The following is a 14,072-nucleotide window of genomic DNA, read 5'->3' on the forward strand; positions in this document are numbered from 1 at the left end:
CGCGTCCGCGAACTGTCGGTGCAGGCGTCCAACGCCACCAACTCCGCCAGCGACCGCAAGGCCCTGCAGGCCGAAGTCACCCAGCTGGTCAGCGAAATCGACCGCGTCGCCAAGCAGTCCGACTTCAACGGCACCAAGCTGCTGGACGGTTCGTTCTCCAGCCAGCTGTTCCAGGTCGGCGCCAACGCCGGCCAGGCCATCGCCATCGACAAGGTCGTGGACGCCAAGGCCGACGCCCTGGGCGGCGCGCAGTTCGTCACCGCCACCGCCGACGCCCCGACGGTCGCCGCCGACGGCACCTCGACGGTCGCCGCCTTCAGCCTGACCAGCGCGTCGGGCACGGTGTCCTTCGCCGAGCTGAAGCTGACCGAGACCACCACCGCCAAGGCCGGCCAGTCGCTGGCCGCGCACATCAACGCCAAGATCGGCGAAACCGGCATCTATGCCGAAGCCGATGCCACCACCGGCGCCCTGACCCTGACCTCGGTCAAGGACAGCGTCGACAAGGACGGCGCCGTCGTGCAGCTGAGCGGTACCGACATCACGCTGGCCGGCAACACCACGGTCCCGACCAAGCAGTTCGCCGACAAGATCGACGTGTCCACCGTGAAGGGTGCCCAGCAGGCGCTGGAAATCGTTGACAAGGCGCTGAGCTCGATCAACAACACCCGTGCCGACCTCGGTGCGATCCAGAACCGCTTCACCTCGGTCGTTGCCAACCTGCAGACCTCCTCGGAAAACCTGTCCGCGTCGCGTAGCCGCATCAAGGACACCGATTTCGCCAAGGAAACCGCAGAGCTGACCCGCACCCAGATCCTGCAGCAGGCCGGTACGGCCATGCTGGCCCAGGCCAACCAGGTGCCGCAGAACGTGCTCAGCCTGCTGCGCTGATCCACGCGTCCACGCCGCCGGCCAAGGCCGGCGGCGCGGGCAACCCCGACAAGACAGCCAACTGTCGCGCAGGAACGGGCCATGGCCATGGGCCGGACTCTCTCCCGGTCGCCACATCCACCGTGGCCATGGCCCGCCCCTGCGGCCCAACCGTTATCGGCGCTGTTTGTTTGACTGAACTCCCCGGGTGGCTTCGTCTCCCCCCGCTTTTCAGTAGCCTGAGCCCTCCTCTACATTGGAGGAGGGTTTTTTACAGACCACCGGCCGGACCTGCATTGCGTCCCGCCCTTATGCCCCTGCAAAGCGCGTGCCATTTCTCCGCGCCAGGCCATTGGCACAACTCCTGCATCAACGTGGTTCTAAAGACCTGGCGGCTACGGCCGCTACCTTCGTTGACAGCACGGCCACGCGGCGACGCCGCGGCGGCACACAGACAGGAGATACAACGTGGCTGACTTTGGTTACGGCGGCATCGGTTCCGGACTGGATATTTCCGGCATGGTCGCCAGCCTGGTGGCGGCAGACCGCAAACCTTCGGACAACGCACTCAACCTGCAGCAGTCCAAAGCCAAGATGCAGCTGTCGGCAGTGGGCACGGTCAAGTCCGCGTTCGACCTGCTGAGCACCTCGTTGAAGGCGCTGAAGGCCTCGACCGCGTTCGACGCCCGCCTGGTCAGTGCGACCAAGGACGGCACCGACGACATCCTGACGGTCACCAGCACCAATTCGGCGGCCACCGGCAACCATGTCATCCACGTCGACCAGCTGGCCACGGCCAACAAGTGGATCGCCGACACGGCGGTGCCCAAGACCAAGACCTTCGGCGCCGGCACCCTGACGCTGGACGTGGGCGTGGGCGACAAAAAGAAGACGCTGGAGATCCAGGTCGAGGCCGATGACACCCTGTCCTCGATCCGCACCAAGATCGAAAAGGCCGGCCGCAGCCTGGGCGTACAGTCGACCCTCATCGCCTCCGGCGACAACCAGTACCTGTCGTTGTCGCAGGAGAAGTCCGGCACCGCCAATGCGATCAAGCTCAGCGCCGGTGCCGGCAATGCCGAGCTGACCGCACTGGCCAACAGCCTGACCGAACGCACCCCGGCCGCCGATGCCAAGCTCACCATCGACGGGGTGGACGTGGTGTCCAGCGAGAACACCGTCACCGACGTGGTTCCCGGCCTGACCCTCAACCTCAAGAAGAAGGGCGACACCACCGTTACCGTCAGCACCGACGTGGCGGCGGCACGCAAGGTGATGCAGGACTTCGTCACCGCCTACAACGGTGCGATCAGCGCGATCAACACCGCCACCAAGTACGACATCGAGAACAAGGAGCCCTCCTCGCTGACCGGCGATGCGCAGATGCGCGGCGCCTCCAGCCAGTTGCGCTCGATGATGGGCGGCGTGCTCAAGGACCTGGCCGCGGTCGGCCTGGACCCGAAGACGCTGGGCCTGCAGACCCGCGCCTATCCCAACGCCGACGGCAGCCTGGTGCTGGATGCCACCAAGTTCGAAGCGGCGCTGGTCAACCAGGCCGGTGCGGTACGGCAGGCGCTGACCGGTGATGACGGCGCGGCTACCAAGCTGTTCAACATGGTGGATGGCTATGTCAGCACCACCGTTGGCAAGGAAGGCGCCTTTGTTTCGCGCACCAAGAGCATCAACGCCACCCTGACCGACATCGACAAGCGCCGCGCGGCGCTGGACGTGCGCATGGCCGGCGTGGAGGAACGCTACAAGAAGCAGTTCCTGGCCCTGGATGCATTGATGGGCAAGCTGAGCCAGACCACGTCGTCGCTCACCTCGCAGCTCAGTCAGCTGGCCGGTTGATCGACACGGCCGCCTGCTCAAGTAAAGCGCGAACGCTGCCGATACTGGTACCAGCGCAGCAGCCAACGCAGGCTCCACCCCGGTGCCGCAGACCCCGCAAGGCACGCGGCCCCGCACGAAGGAGACATGATTGATGTACGGTTCAAACCGTCAATTCACCGAGCAGTACCGCAAGGTCGGCGTGCAGAGCTCGATCATCGACGCCGACCCGCACAAGCTGGTGGCGTTGCTGCTGGCCGGTGCACTCGAACGCGTGCGGCTGGCCCAGGCCTGCCTGGAACGTGGCGATCAGGCGCGCAAGGGCAAGGCGATCGGCGAGGTGTGCGCGATCGTCGGGCATCTCAACGGCTCGCTCGACCATGAAGCCGGTGGCGAAATCGCCGGCAATCTGTCGGCCCTGTACGATTACGTCATGCAGCGCCTGACCGAAGCCAACCTGCACAACGATCCGGAGGCCCTGCGCGAGTCGCTGGAGCTGCTGGGCGAGATCGACGCGGCCTGGAATGCAATCCCGCGCGACCAGCGCGCGCCCGCGCAGGCCGCCGTGTAATGGCCACCGCGCCCACCCTGGCCGACCTCAACAGCACGCTGGACACGCTGGAAGCAGCGTTGCTGGACGGTGACCACGCACGTGCGGGCACCTGCCTGGACACCCTGCACGCCGACCAGACCCAACTGCTGGCCCAGCCCGGCGGGCTGGATGACGTTGCCGGCCTGCGCGCACTGGAAAGCCGCCAGCAGCGCCTGATGGTGATGATCATGAGCCAGCGCGACGAGGCCGCCGGCCACGTGCGCAAGGGCGCTGCCGCCAACCGCGCCGCGCATGCCTACCTCACCGCGGAATCCCTGTCATGAGCGAGCTGCGGCCCAGCGCCATCCATCATCCGGCCGAAAGCGAGCTGTTCGATGAAACGCTGAGCTGCGAGGTGGCGCTGCCGGCCGAGTTCCGCCTGGGCAGCGCGGTGGTGCGTCCGGGCAGCGCCGAGACCCTGCTGCGCAGCGTGGCCCTGGTGGAAGATTCGCGCGGCGATGACGGCCACGACGAGCGCGGCGAAGCCACCGCGCAACTGCAGCGCCTGGAGGCCAAGCTGGACCTGACCATGGTGCTGCTCGGCCGGCTGGTGCGGCAGACCGCGCAGGACCTGGACCTGCGCCCGCTACGCTGGTCACGGCGCGGCATCCGCCTGGAACAGGGCATGCGTACCGGCGCGACGGCTGGCAGCCTGGGCGTGATCCGGCTGCAGCCCTGCGACTGGCTCCCGGACCATATCGACCTGCCCGTCTCCGTGCTGGCCGAAGCGGCCACCGGCGCCGGCGCGCATTTCCTCTGGCTGCGTTTCGAGCCGATGAGCGATGCGCTGGAGATGGCGCTGGAACGGCACCTGTTCCGCCTGCACCGTCGCCAGGTCGCGCAGGCGCGCCTGGCCGATCGCCGTCCGCTGGACCCCTGAGCCCATTGTTTGACGGGTTGCCGGCCAACGGCCGGCACTACCGTGACGGGATCGGCTTGGCGGTAGGCCGCCACTCCGTTAAGGTGGTCACCCCGCCTTAACATCTGCCGAAGCCCTGCCTGTGCGCGTTCTCATCGTCGACGATCACACCCTGGTCCGCGCCGGCCTCAGCCGCCTGCTCCAGGGCTTTGCCGACGTGGAGGTCGCCGCAGAAGCCAGCAATGCCGAACAGGCCCTGCAGCTGGCCATCCAGCACAGCCCGGACGTGATCCTGATGGACCTCTCGCTGCCCGGCCGCACCGGCCTGGAAGCCCTGAGCGACATCCTGCTGCGCGCCCCCGGCACCCGGGTAGTGATGATGACCATGCACGACGACGCCGTGCACGTGCGCGATGCCCTGGACCGTGGCGCGGTCGGCTTCGTGGTCAAGGATGCCGCGCCGCAGGAGCTGGAACTGGCCCTGCGGGCCGCCCACGCCGGCCAGGTATTCCTGAGCCCGCAGATCTCGGCCAAGATGCTGGCGCCCATGCTGGGCAAGGAAAAACCGGTCGGGGTGGCGGCGCTGTCGCCGCGCCAGCGCGAAATCCTGCGCCAGATCGGCCGCGGCGAGAGCAACAAGGAGATCGCCGCCGACCTGGGGATCAGCGTCAAGACGGTGGAAACCCACCGCGCGCGCATGATGGAGTCGCTGGGGTGCCGCCGCGCCAACGATCTGCTGCTGCTTGCCGCCCGCCACCAGCACGAGCTGGAGTGAACCGGCCCGGGCAATGCGTCGGTTCCCCGACACCCTGAAGGCTTCAGCCTGCGGCCCGCCGGATTTTTGAACCGCTCCCAGCCGCCTTGGCTACGGAAACACAAAGGCTCCCGCCGTAGGCAGCGTCAAAAGTCCGGGGTTATGTAGGGGTTTTCCTGACGGAGCGTCAGGAAACCAACGACAGCACTCAGGAACCCCCCGATTACGGCGTCGGGATATCAGAAGCAAGATGTGTTCCATAACGCACCGGGGAGTCGGTGCGACGGGGAAAAACACATGAAGCCGACGATGTCGACCCAGCTGGGTCAGCAGCTCCACCTCACGCCGCAACTGCTGCAGTCGATCCGGCTGCTGCAGCTGGACGGCATGCAGCTCGAGCTGGAGATCCGCCGCGCACTGGAAACCAACCCGCTGCTGGAACTGGAAGAAGCGCCCGAGGCGCCGGCCAGTGACACCAGCGAGAGCGTGACCGTGCAGGACGTGGCCGCCTTCGACGAGCTTCCCGAAAGCGCCATGTGGGACGTGCCCGGCGCCAGCTGGCAGGACGGCGACGACGACCGCATGCAGCGCATCGCCGCCGACGAATCCAGCGACCCGCAGCTGCGCGCCCTGCAGCGCCTGTCGCTGGAGCTGGATGCGCGCGAACTGGCCGTGGCCAGTTTCTGGCTGGAGCATTGCGACGACGCTGGCTACCTCGATGCCCCGCTGGCACAGCTGCAGCTGCTGGCCAGCGCGCGGTGCGACGTGGATGCCGCCGGGGTGGAAGCGGTGCGCCAGCAGATCCTGCACGGCGACCCGGCCGGGCTGGCCGCCCAGGACCTGCACGAATGCCTGAGCGTGCAGCTGCGCGCCCTGCCCGGCCGCGTGCCCGCCCGCCACCTCGCCCAGCGCGTGCTCGACGAGGGCCTGGCCGCACTGGCCGCGCACGACTACCTGGCCCTGTCGCGCCAGCTCGACGCCGAGATCGCCGACATCCATGAAGCGGTGCGGCTGATCCTGTCGCTGCAGCCGCGCCCGGGCGACAGCCTGCGCCCGGACGACAACGGCGTGGTCATCCCCGACGTGATCGCCTGGCACGCCGATGGCCAGTGGCGCGTGGCGCTGAACCCGGCCACCAGCCGCCGCCTGGGCATCAACGCCAGCTACGAAGCCGCGCTGGCCGACGCCGGCGAGGCCGCCCAGCCGCTGCGCGACATGCTGCAGGAGGCGCGCTGGCTGACCCGTGGGCTGTCGATGCGCTATGACACCCTGCTGCGCACCACCCGGGTGATCATCGAACGCCAGGCCGGGTTCCTGACCCGCGGCGAGGAAGCGATGGCGCCGCTGACCCTGAAGGAAGTCGCCGATGCGATCGGCATGCACGAGTCCACGGTCTCGCGCATCACCACCGGCAAGTACCTGCAGACCCCGCGCGGCACGCTGGAGCTGAAGCACTTCTTCGCCGTGCGGCTGGAAGGCGCGAGCGTCTCCGGCCAGGCGGTCAAGGCGATGGTGCGCCGGCTGATCGATGCCGAGCCGGTCGGCCGGCCGCTGGCCGATGAGGCCATTGCCGGGCTGCTGTCGCGCCAGGGGGTCAACATCGCCCGCCGTACCGTTGCAAAATACCGAGAACAACTGGACATCGCCCCGGCCCGCGAACGCCGCCGGATGCATGCCCGCACCCCGCAATTGGCCCGGGTGGGCTGAAGGAAATGGAAGACATGAACAAGCTCACCGTCCTGCTGGTCGACGACCACGAGGGTTTCATCAATGCCGCCATGCGCCACTTCCGCAAGGTCGACTGGCTGGACGTGATCGGCAGCGCCGCCAACGGCCTGGAAGCCATCGAACGCTCCGAGTCGCTGCGCCCTCAGGTGGTGTTGATGGACCTGGCCATGCCCGAGATGGGCGGCCTGCAGGCCACCCGCCTGATCAAGTCGCAGGACGATGCGCCCTACATCGTCATCGCCAGCCATTTCGACGATGTCGAGCACCGCGAACACGCGCTGCGTGCCGGCGCCGACAACTTCGTCAGCAAGCTGTCCTACATCCAGGAGGTCATGCCGATCCTGGAAGGCCTGAAGGGGAAGGATCATGAGTGAGTCGCGCATCCTGGTACTGGACAACGACGCCGTCCGCGCCGAACGCACCGTCGCCCTGCTCGAGTTCATGGATTTCAACCCGCGCTGGGTGGCCGACGCGGCCGATATCGACACCACCCGCCAGCGCCCCAACGACTGGGTGGCGGTGATCATCGGCAGCCTGGACCCCGGCGCGCGCAGCGATGCGCTGTTTGCCTGGGTCGGCAAGGGCGCCCTGCCGCCGCCGGTGATGCTGGTCGATGGGGATGCCGCCAGCTTCGCCCAGCAGCACGGCCTGCACGAGGCCAACGTGTGGCCGCTGGAAGCCCCGCTGCGCCATGCGCAGATGGAAGCGCTGCTGCGCCGCGCGAGCCTGAAGCGACTGGACGCCGAGCACCAGGCCGGTGCCGTGCAGGAACAGGGCCCGACCGGTGACGGCGCGGCGGTGAGCGCGTTGCGCCTGATGATCGAGCAGGTTGCCGCGTTCGATACCACGGTACTGGTGCTGGGCGAATCGGGCACCGGCAAGGAAGTGGTGTCGCGGTCGATCCACCAGCGCTCGCCGCGTCGCGATGGCCCGTTCGTGGCGATCAACTGCGGCGCGATTCCCGCCGACCTACTGGAAAGCGAACTGTTCGGTCACGAAAAGGGCGCGTTCACCGGTGCACTGAGCGCGCGCAAGGGCCGTTTCGAAATGGCCGAAGGCGGCACTCTGCTGCTGGACGAGATCGGCGACATGAGCCTGCCGATGCAGGTCAAGCTGCTGCGCGTGCTGCAGGAACGCAGCTTCGAGCGGGTCGGCGGCAACCAGACCATCCGCTGCAACGTGCGGGTGATCGCCGCGACCCACCGCGACCTGGAGTCGCGTATCGCCGACGGCAAGTTCCGCGAGGATCTGTTCTACCGTCTCAACGTGTTCCCGATCGACGTGCCGGCCCTGCGCGAGCGCAGCGAAGACCTGCCGGCGCTGGTGACCACCATCGCCGCGCAGCTGGCCCGCACCGGCCGTGGTGAAGTACGTTTCAGCGCCGAGGCACTGCAGGCGCTGGCCAGCTACGAGTGGCCGGGCAACGTGCGCGAGCTGACCAACCTGGTCGAGCGCCTGGCAGTGCTGCACCCCGGCGGCAACGTGCGCGTGCAGGACCTGCCGGCACGGTACCGCGGCGATTTCAGCGTGGCGGCACCGGCCCCCGTGGCCGCACCGCCGGCGCCGGTCGACGAGCGCCTGGACCTGCGCAGCTTCTCTTTCCACACCCCGGCCCCGGGCACGGCTGCCCCGCTGGAGAACGGCATCGGCCCGGTCACCCGCGCGACCGGCCTGCCCGACGCCGGCCTGGACCTGCGCAACCACATGGCCAACATCGAGCTGACCCTGATCAACGAGGCGCTGGAGCGCACCCAGGGCGTGGTTGCCCACGCCGCGCAGTTGCTCGGCCTGCGCCGCACCACCCTGGTGGAAAAGCTGCGCAAGTACGGTATCGAACGCGACCAGGCCGAACTGGCCGGTTGATCGCCGCGCAGCACCAAAAAAGCCCGGGCCTGCCCGGGCTTTTTTTTGTCCCCGAGCCCTCCGCGTGGCCGGCAGAAGCATGCCTTGACGCGTTCCGGACGCGGCTTTTGGTGGGGCGGGCGCTGGGCCCCATACCCTTTCCGGCGAATGTCCTCCGGCGTCGGCCTGCGGCCGCCCCCTCCCCCTTTATTTCGCCTCCAAGGGCATGGGGCCCAGCGCCCGCCCCACCAAAGGCCGTCCTGCCTGCTCCGCTCCACGTCCGTACCGCAAGCCGAGCCCCGTAGCGGTCGGTAGGCCCCTGGGCAAAATAAAGGAGGAGGCCGCTTGCGGCCGGGGGACATTTGCACCAGGGGCCTACCGCAAGCCGACCCGGCGCCGCGTCAGGTTGCCGCAGCCCCCGCCCGCAGCACCGGGGCCCGCCCGACCCACCGCATCGCCAGCTACACCAACAAAACTGAACCGTGCAGCGATTTCGGCACGCCACTTGCAACGTATTCACTCGAAACCCCATCCCAGCTTCGGAACGTTCCAGATGTCGCACTCCGTCACCTCCGTCCTTTCCCAGATCCGCACCCTCCAGACCCAGATGGGGCAGTCCGCCGTCAGCCCGCTGACGGAGGCGCCGAAGAGCAATGCCATCCAGGGCCTGGTGTCGCCGCAGGAAGTACAGGGCCCGAGCTTCACCGAAACCCTGCGCGGCGCCATTGCCGGCGTCAACGAAGCGCAACAGAAATCCGGCGCCCTCGCCAAGGCCTTCGAACTGGGTGAACCCGGTGCCGACCTGGCCAAGGTCATGGTCGCCTCGCAGCAGTCCCAGATCGCCTTCCGCGCCACCGTGGAAGTCCGTAACCGTCTCGTCCAGGCTTACCAGGACGTGATGAACATGCCGCTGTAAGGATAGAAACGCATGGCCCTGTCGCTCTCCAAGGAATCCCTGAACGCCGAAAAGGCGGGCCAGTGGTTCGACCGGCTGCAAAGCCTGCAGATCACCCGTCGGCTCGGACTGATGGCGATGATCGCCGTGGCCGTGGCGGCAGGCCTGTTCGTGTTCTTCTGGTCGCAGAAACCGGGCATGGTGCCGCTGTACACCGGCCTGGACCAGAAGGCCACCGCCGAAGCCACCGACCTGCTGCGCACCGCGCAGATTCCCTTCGAACTGGACCCGGCCACCGGGGGCATCACCGTGCCGGAGAAGAACCTGCACGACGCGCGCCTCAAACTGGCCGGTTCGGGCCTGACCGACAGCGGCCGTCTCGGTTTCGAACTGATGGAGCGTGACCCGGGCTTCGGCGTCAGCCAGTTCATGGAGAACGCGCGCTACCAGCATTCGCTGGAAACCGAGCTCTCGCGCACCATCAACACCCTGCGCCCGGTGCGCGATTCGCGCGTGCACCTGGCCATCCCCAAGCCGAGCGCCTTCACCCGCCAGCGTGACGTGGCCAGCGCCTCGGTGGTGCTGGAACTGCGCGGCGGGCAGCAGCTCGAGCGCGGCCAGATCGATGCGATCGTGCACATGGTGGCCGCCAGCATCCCCGATCTCACCCCCGAACGCGTGACCGTGGTCGACCAGAGCGGGCGCATGCTGAGCGTGTCCGATCCGAACAGCGAGGCGGCGTTGAACGCGGCGCAGTTCGAGCAGGTGCGCCGCCAGGAGACCTCCTTCAACCAGCGCATCCGCGAACTGCTCGAGCCCATGACCGGCCCCGGCCGGGTCAACCCCGAAGTCAGCGTGGACATGGACTTCTCGGTGATCGAGGAAGCCCGTGAGCTGTACAACGGCGAGCCGCAGAAGCTGCGCAGCGAGCAGATGAGCGAGAACAGCAGCAGCACCCCGGGCCCGCAGGGCGTGCCGGGCGCGGCCAGCAATACCCCGCCCGGCCCGGCCGCCGCGCCGACCACCGCGGCCACGCCCACCGAAACCTCCAAGAACGCCACCCGCAACTACGAACTCGACCGCACCCTGCAGCACACCCGCCAGCCGGCTGGCCGCATCAAGCGTGTCTCGGTGGCCGTGCTGGTGGACAACGTGCCGCGCGCCGGTGCCAACGGCAAGATGGTGGACCAGGCGCTGTCCGCCGCCGAGCTCACCCGGGTCGAAGCCCTGGTCAAGCAGGCGGTCGGCTTCGACGCCGAGCGCGGCGACACCGTGTCGGTGATGAACGCCCCGTTCGTGCGCGAAGTGACCCCGGTCGAAGGCCCGAAGTGGTGGGAGCTGCCGCAGGTGCAGGATGGCCTGCGACTGCTGCTCGGCGCGATCGTAGTGCTGGCGCTGGTGTTCGGCGTGCTGCGCCCGGCGCTGCGCTCGATCACCGGCCAGGCCCGGAAGCCTGGCGATGAACCCCTGGAACCGCACAGTGCCGACGTGCAGCTGGTCGACGACGGCGAGGGCCTGCCCGCGCTCGGTAGCGAACGGCTGGGCGCGGCCGGACATGAAACCCTGGCCCTGCCGGTGGACTCCTACGAGGAACGACTGCGCATGGCGCGTGAAGCTGTAAAGACCGATTCCAAGCGCGTGGCCCAGGTGGTCAAGGGCTGGGTGGCCAATGACTGACGCCGCCCCCAACGCACCGTTGACCGGCGTGCAGCGCGCGGCCGTGCTGCTGCTCTCGCTGGGCGAACTGGACGCGGCCGAAGTGCTGCGCCACATGGAACCCAAGGAGGTGCAGAAGATCGGCATCGCCATGGCCACCATGACCGACATCACCCGCGCCCAGGTCGAAGGGGTCATGGACCAGTTCAGCAACGAACTGGGCTCCAAGACCTCGCTCGGCGTCGGCTCGGACGACTACATCCGCAACATGCTGGTGCAGGCGCTGGGCAGCGAGAAGGCCGGCAACCTGATCGACCGCATCCTGCTCGGCCGCAACACCACCGGCCTGGACGCGCTGAAGTGGATGGACCCGCGTGCGGTGGCCGACCTGGTCCGCAACGAACACCCGCAGATCATCGCCATCGTGATGGCCCACCTGGAAACCGACCAGGCCGCCGACGCGCTCAAGCTGCTGCCCGAACGCACCCGCGTGGACGTGCTGCTGCGCATCGCCACGCTGGACGGCATTCCGCCGAACGCACTGAACGAACTGAACGAAATCATGGAGCGCCAGTTCGCCGGCAACCAGAACCTGAAGTCGTCCAACATCGGCGGCGTGCAGTGCGCGGCCAACATCCTCAACTTCATGGACAGCGGCCAGGACCAGGCGATCCTGGGTGAAATCGCACGCATCGACGCGCCGCTGAGCGGCCGCATCCAGGACCTGATGTTCGTGTTCGACGACCTGGTCGACCTGGACGACCGCGAACTGCAGCTGGTGCTGCGCGAAGTCAGCGGCGAGCGCCTCGGCCTGGCCCTGCGCGGCGCCGACATCAAGGTGCGCGACAAGATCACCCGCAACATGTCCCAGCGTGCCGCCGAAATCCTGCTGGAAGACATGGAAGCCCGTGGCCCGGTGCGCCTGTCGGATGTGGAAGTGGCGCAGCGCGAGATCCTGGCCATCGTCAAGCGCATGGCCGATGAGGGCACCGTCACCATCGGCGGCAATGCGGAGGCGATGCTGTGAACAACGCCGTGCGCTGGCTTGCCCCGGACCTGCTGGCGGTGCCCGAGCCGCCGCAGGAGGAGCAGTTCGAACTCACCGAACCGGACCCCGAACACGAGCCGGAGCCCTTGCTGCAGCTGCCCACGCTGGAAGAAATCCAGGCGATCCAGGACAGCGCGGAGAAAGACGGCTTCGAGCAGGGGCACGCCGATGGCCTGGCCCAGGGCCAGGCCGAAGTGCGCCGCCTGATCGCACAGATCGAAGGCATCCTGGACAACTTCAGCCGGCCGCTGGTGCGGCTGGAGAACGAAGTGGTGGCCGCGCTCGGCGAACTGGCCGTGCGCATCGCCGGCACCCTGGTCGGCCGCGCCTACGAGGCCGACCCGGCCCTGCTCGCACAGCTGGTCGGCGAAGCCGTGGACGCCGTGGGCGGCGCCAACCGCGAGGTCGAGGTGCGCCTGCACCCGGACGACATCGCCGCGCTCACCCCGCTGCTGCAGCTGTCGCCCACCCAACGCCTCACCGCCGACCTCAGCCTGAGCCGCGGCGACCTGCGCGTGCATGCCGAGGCCGTGCGCATCGACGGCACCCTGGAGGCGCGCCTGCGCGGCGCGCTCGATGCGGTGCTGCGCCGTTCCGGAGCCAGCGCATGATGACCGACCCCCTGCCGACGCCGGCCCCCGCGGCCGACTGGGCCGCCGCGCGCAATCTGCGCCTGGCCGCCCGCCTGGACGGCATCCAGCCCGATGGCACCCATGGCCGCGGGCTGATCCGCGAAGGCGTGCTGCGCCGCGCCGTGGGGCTCACCCTGGAAGCGGTGGGCTGCGAGTCGCCGCTGGGCGCCAGCTGCAAGGTCGAAGTGGCCGACGGTGGCTGGGTGGACGCCGAAGTGGTCGGCTTCGCCGGCGAACGCACCTACCTGATGCCCAGCGCCGAGCTGCATGGCCTGCTGCCCAACGCGCGCGTGGTGCCGGTGCTCGGCCGCGGGGGCGTGGAAGTCGGTGAAGGCCTGCTTGGCCGGGTCATCGACAGCGACGGCGTGCCACTGGATGGCAAGGGCCCGATCCGCGCCGAGGGCACGGTCAGCATGGCGGGCGTGTCGATCAACCCGCTCGCCCGCGAACCCATTACCCAACCGCTGGACGTGGGCGTGCGCGCGATCAACGCGCTCCTGCCGATCGGTCGCGGGCAGCGCGTGGGCCTGTTCGCCGGCTCGGGCGTGGGCAAGTCCACGCTGCTGGGCATGATGACCCGCTACACCGCCGCCGATGTCATCGTGGTCGGGCTGATCGGCGAACGTGGCCGCGAAGTCCGCGATTTCGTCGAAAGCACGCTGGGCGAGGAAGGCCTGCGCCGCGCAGTGGTGGTGGCCAGTCCGGCCGACCGCCCGCCGTTGGCGCGCCTGCACGGCGCCTACCGCGCCACGGCGATCGCCGAGTGGTTCCGCGACCAGGGCCTGAACGTGCTGCTGCTGATGGATTCGCTGACCCGCTTCGCCCAGGCCCAGCGTGAGATCGGCCTGTCGGTGGGCGAGCCGCCGACCACCCGCGGCTACCCGCCGTCGGTGTTCGCCAAGCTGCCGGCCCTGGTCGAGCGCGCCGGCAACGGTGCCAAGGGCCGCGGCTCGATCACCGCCTTCTACACCGTGCTGACCGAAGGCGACGACCCGCAGGACCCGATCGCCGACGCGGCGCGCGCCATCCTCGATGGCCACATCCTGTTGTCGCGACGCGTGGCCGACAGCGGCCTGTACCCGGCCATCGACGTGGAGTCCTCGGTCAGCCGCGTGGTCACCGAGATCGCCGACGAGCCGTGGCGCCTGCGCATCCGCAAGCTCAAGCGGCTGGTCTCGGCGTACTCGTCCAACCGCGACCTGATCGCCATCGGCGCGTACCAGCGTGGCAACGATCCGGCCACCGACGAAGCGCTGGAGCGCTGGTCGGACATCGCCGAATTCCTCGGACAGGACGTCGGCAAGGCAGCCGACCTGCCGCACAGCCAGGCCGCACTCAAGCGCCTGGTGGAACCAGAGAGCTAAGC

14 protein-coding genes are annotated in these 14,072 nt (G+C 68.5%); all 14 read left to right on the forward strand.

Annotation, left to right across the window (positions count from 1 at the left end):
* The coding region (locus AC1DGC_RS15680) for a flagellin (RefSeq protein ID WP_478048313.1) at positions 1–891 on the forward strand (891 nt) is incomplete at its 5' end.
* A gap of 447 nt (positions 892–1,338) precedes the next feature.
* Positions 1,339–2,721, forward strand: coding sequence for a flagellar filament capping protein FliD (gene fliD / locus AC1DGC_RS15685; protein ID WP_259202557.1), 1,383 nt, complete (start codon positions 1,339–1,341; stop codon positions 2,719–2,721).
* A gap of 133 nt (positions 2,722–2,854) precedes the next feature.
* Positions 2,855–3,271, forward strand: coding sequence for a flagellar export chaperone FliS (gene fliS / locus AC1DGC_RS15690; RefSeq protein WP_259202556.1), 417 nt, complete (start codon positions 2,855–2,857; stop codon positions 3,269–3,271).
* Positions 3,271–3,576 carry a hypothetical protein gene (locus tag AC1DGC_RS15695; RefSeq protein WP_259202555.1) on the forward strand — a complete coding sequence of 102 codons (306 nt, stop codon included), beginning with the start codon at positions 3,271–3,273 and terminating at the stop codon, positions 3,574–3,576. Before fliS ends, AC1DGC_RS15695 begins: the two co-directional genes overlap by 1 nt.
* Positions 3,573–4,172, forward strand: a complete 600-nt coding sequence (locus AC1DGC_RS15700) for a PilZ domain-containing protein (protein ID WP_259202553.1) — start codon at positions 3,573–3,575, stop codon at positions 4,170–4,172. Before AC1DGC_RS15695 ends, AC1DGC_RS15700 begins: the two co-directional genes overlap by 4 nt.
* A 121-nt stretch (positions 4,173–4,293) precedes the next feature.
* The gene (locus tag AC1DGC_RS15705; protein WP_312239169.1) at positions 4,294–4,926 is read left to right on the forward strand and encodes a response regulator; all 633 of its coding nucleotides are present in this window, start codon (positions 4,294–4,296) and stop codon (positions 4,924–4,926) included.
* A 276-nt stretch (positions 4,927–5,202) separates the two neighbouring features.
* A complete protein-coding gene (gene rpoN / locus AC1DGC_RS15710; RefSeq protein ID WP_259202552.1) occupies positions 5,203–6,612 on the forward strand; it encodes an RNA polymerase factor sigma-54 in 1,410 nt (469 codons plus the stop codon).
* Between the two features lie 14 nt (positions 6,613–6,626).
* Positions 6,627–7,007: a response regulator gene (locus AC1DGC_RS15715; RefSeq protein WP_259202551.1), complete on the forward strand. Its 381-nt coding sequence runs from the start codon at positions 6,627–6,629 to the stop codon at positions 7,005–7,007.
* Positions 7,000–8,496, forward strand: a complete 1,497-nt coding sequence (locus tag AC1DGC_RS15720; RefSeq protein ID WP_449335818.1) for a sigma-54 dependent transcriptional regulator — start codon at positions 7,000–7,002, stop codon at positions 8,494–8,496. Before AC1DGC_RS15715 ends, AC1DGC_RS15720 begins: the two co-directional genes overlap by 8 nt.
* Before the next feature lie 532 nt (positions 8,497–9,028).
* Complete coding sequence (gene fliE, locus AC1DGC_RS15725; protein WP_259202549.1) at positions 9,029–9,391, forward strand: flagellar hook-basal body complex protein FliE; 363 nt, start codon at positions 9,029–9,031, stop codon at positions 9,389–9,391.
* Between the two features lie 12 nt (positions 9,392–9,403).
* Positions 9,404–11,047: a flagellar basal-body MS-ring/collar protein FliF gene (gene fliF / locus AC1DGC_RS15730; protein WP_259202547.1), complete on the forward strand. Its 1,644-nt coding sequence runs from the start codon at positions 9,404–9,406 to the stop codon at positions 11,045–11,047.
* Positions 11,048–11,066: 19 nt separating this feature from the next.
* The gene (fliG, locus tag AC1DGC_RS15735; protein ID WP_259203514.1) at positions 11,067–12,053 is read left to right on the forward strand and encodes a flagellar motor switch protein FliG; all 987 of its coding nucleotides are present in this window, start codon (positions 11,067–11,069) and stop codon (positions 12,051–12,053) included.
* Positions 12,050–12,685 (forward strand): FliH/SctL family protein, encoded by a 636-nt coding sequence (locus tag AC1DGC_RS15740; protein WP_259202546.1) that lies wholly within the window; start codon positions 12,050–12,052, stop codon positions 12,683–12,685. The genes fliG and AC1DGC_RS15740 overlap by 4 nt, the downstream gene beginning before the upstream one ends.
* Positions 12,682–14,070, forward strand: coding sequence for a FliI/YscN family ATPase (locus AC1DGC_RS15745; RefSeq protein ID WP_259202544.1), 1,389 nt, complete (start codon positions 12,682–12,684; stop codon positions 14,068–14,070). The genes AC1DGC_RS15740 and AC1DGC_RS15745 overlap by 4 nt, the downstream gene beginning before the upstream one ends.
* Positions 14,071–14,072 lie beyond the last annotated feature (2 nt).

This window comes from Stenotrophomonas sp. 05N37, assembly GCF_056397365.1.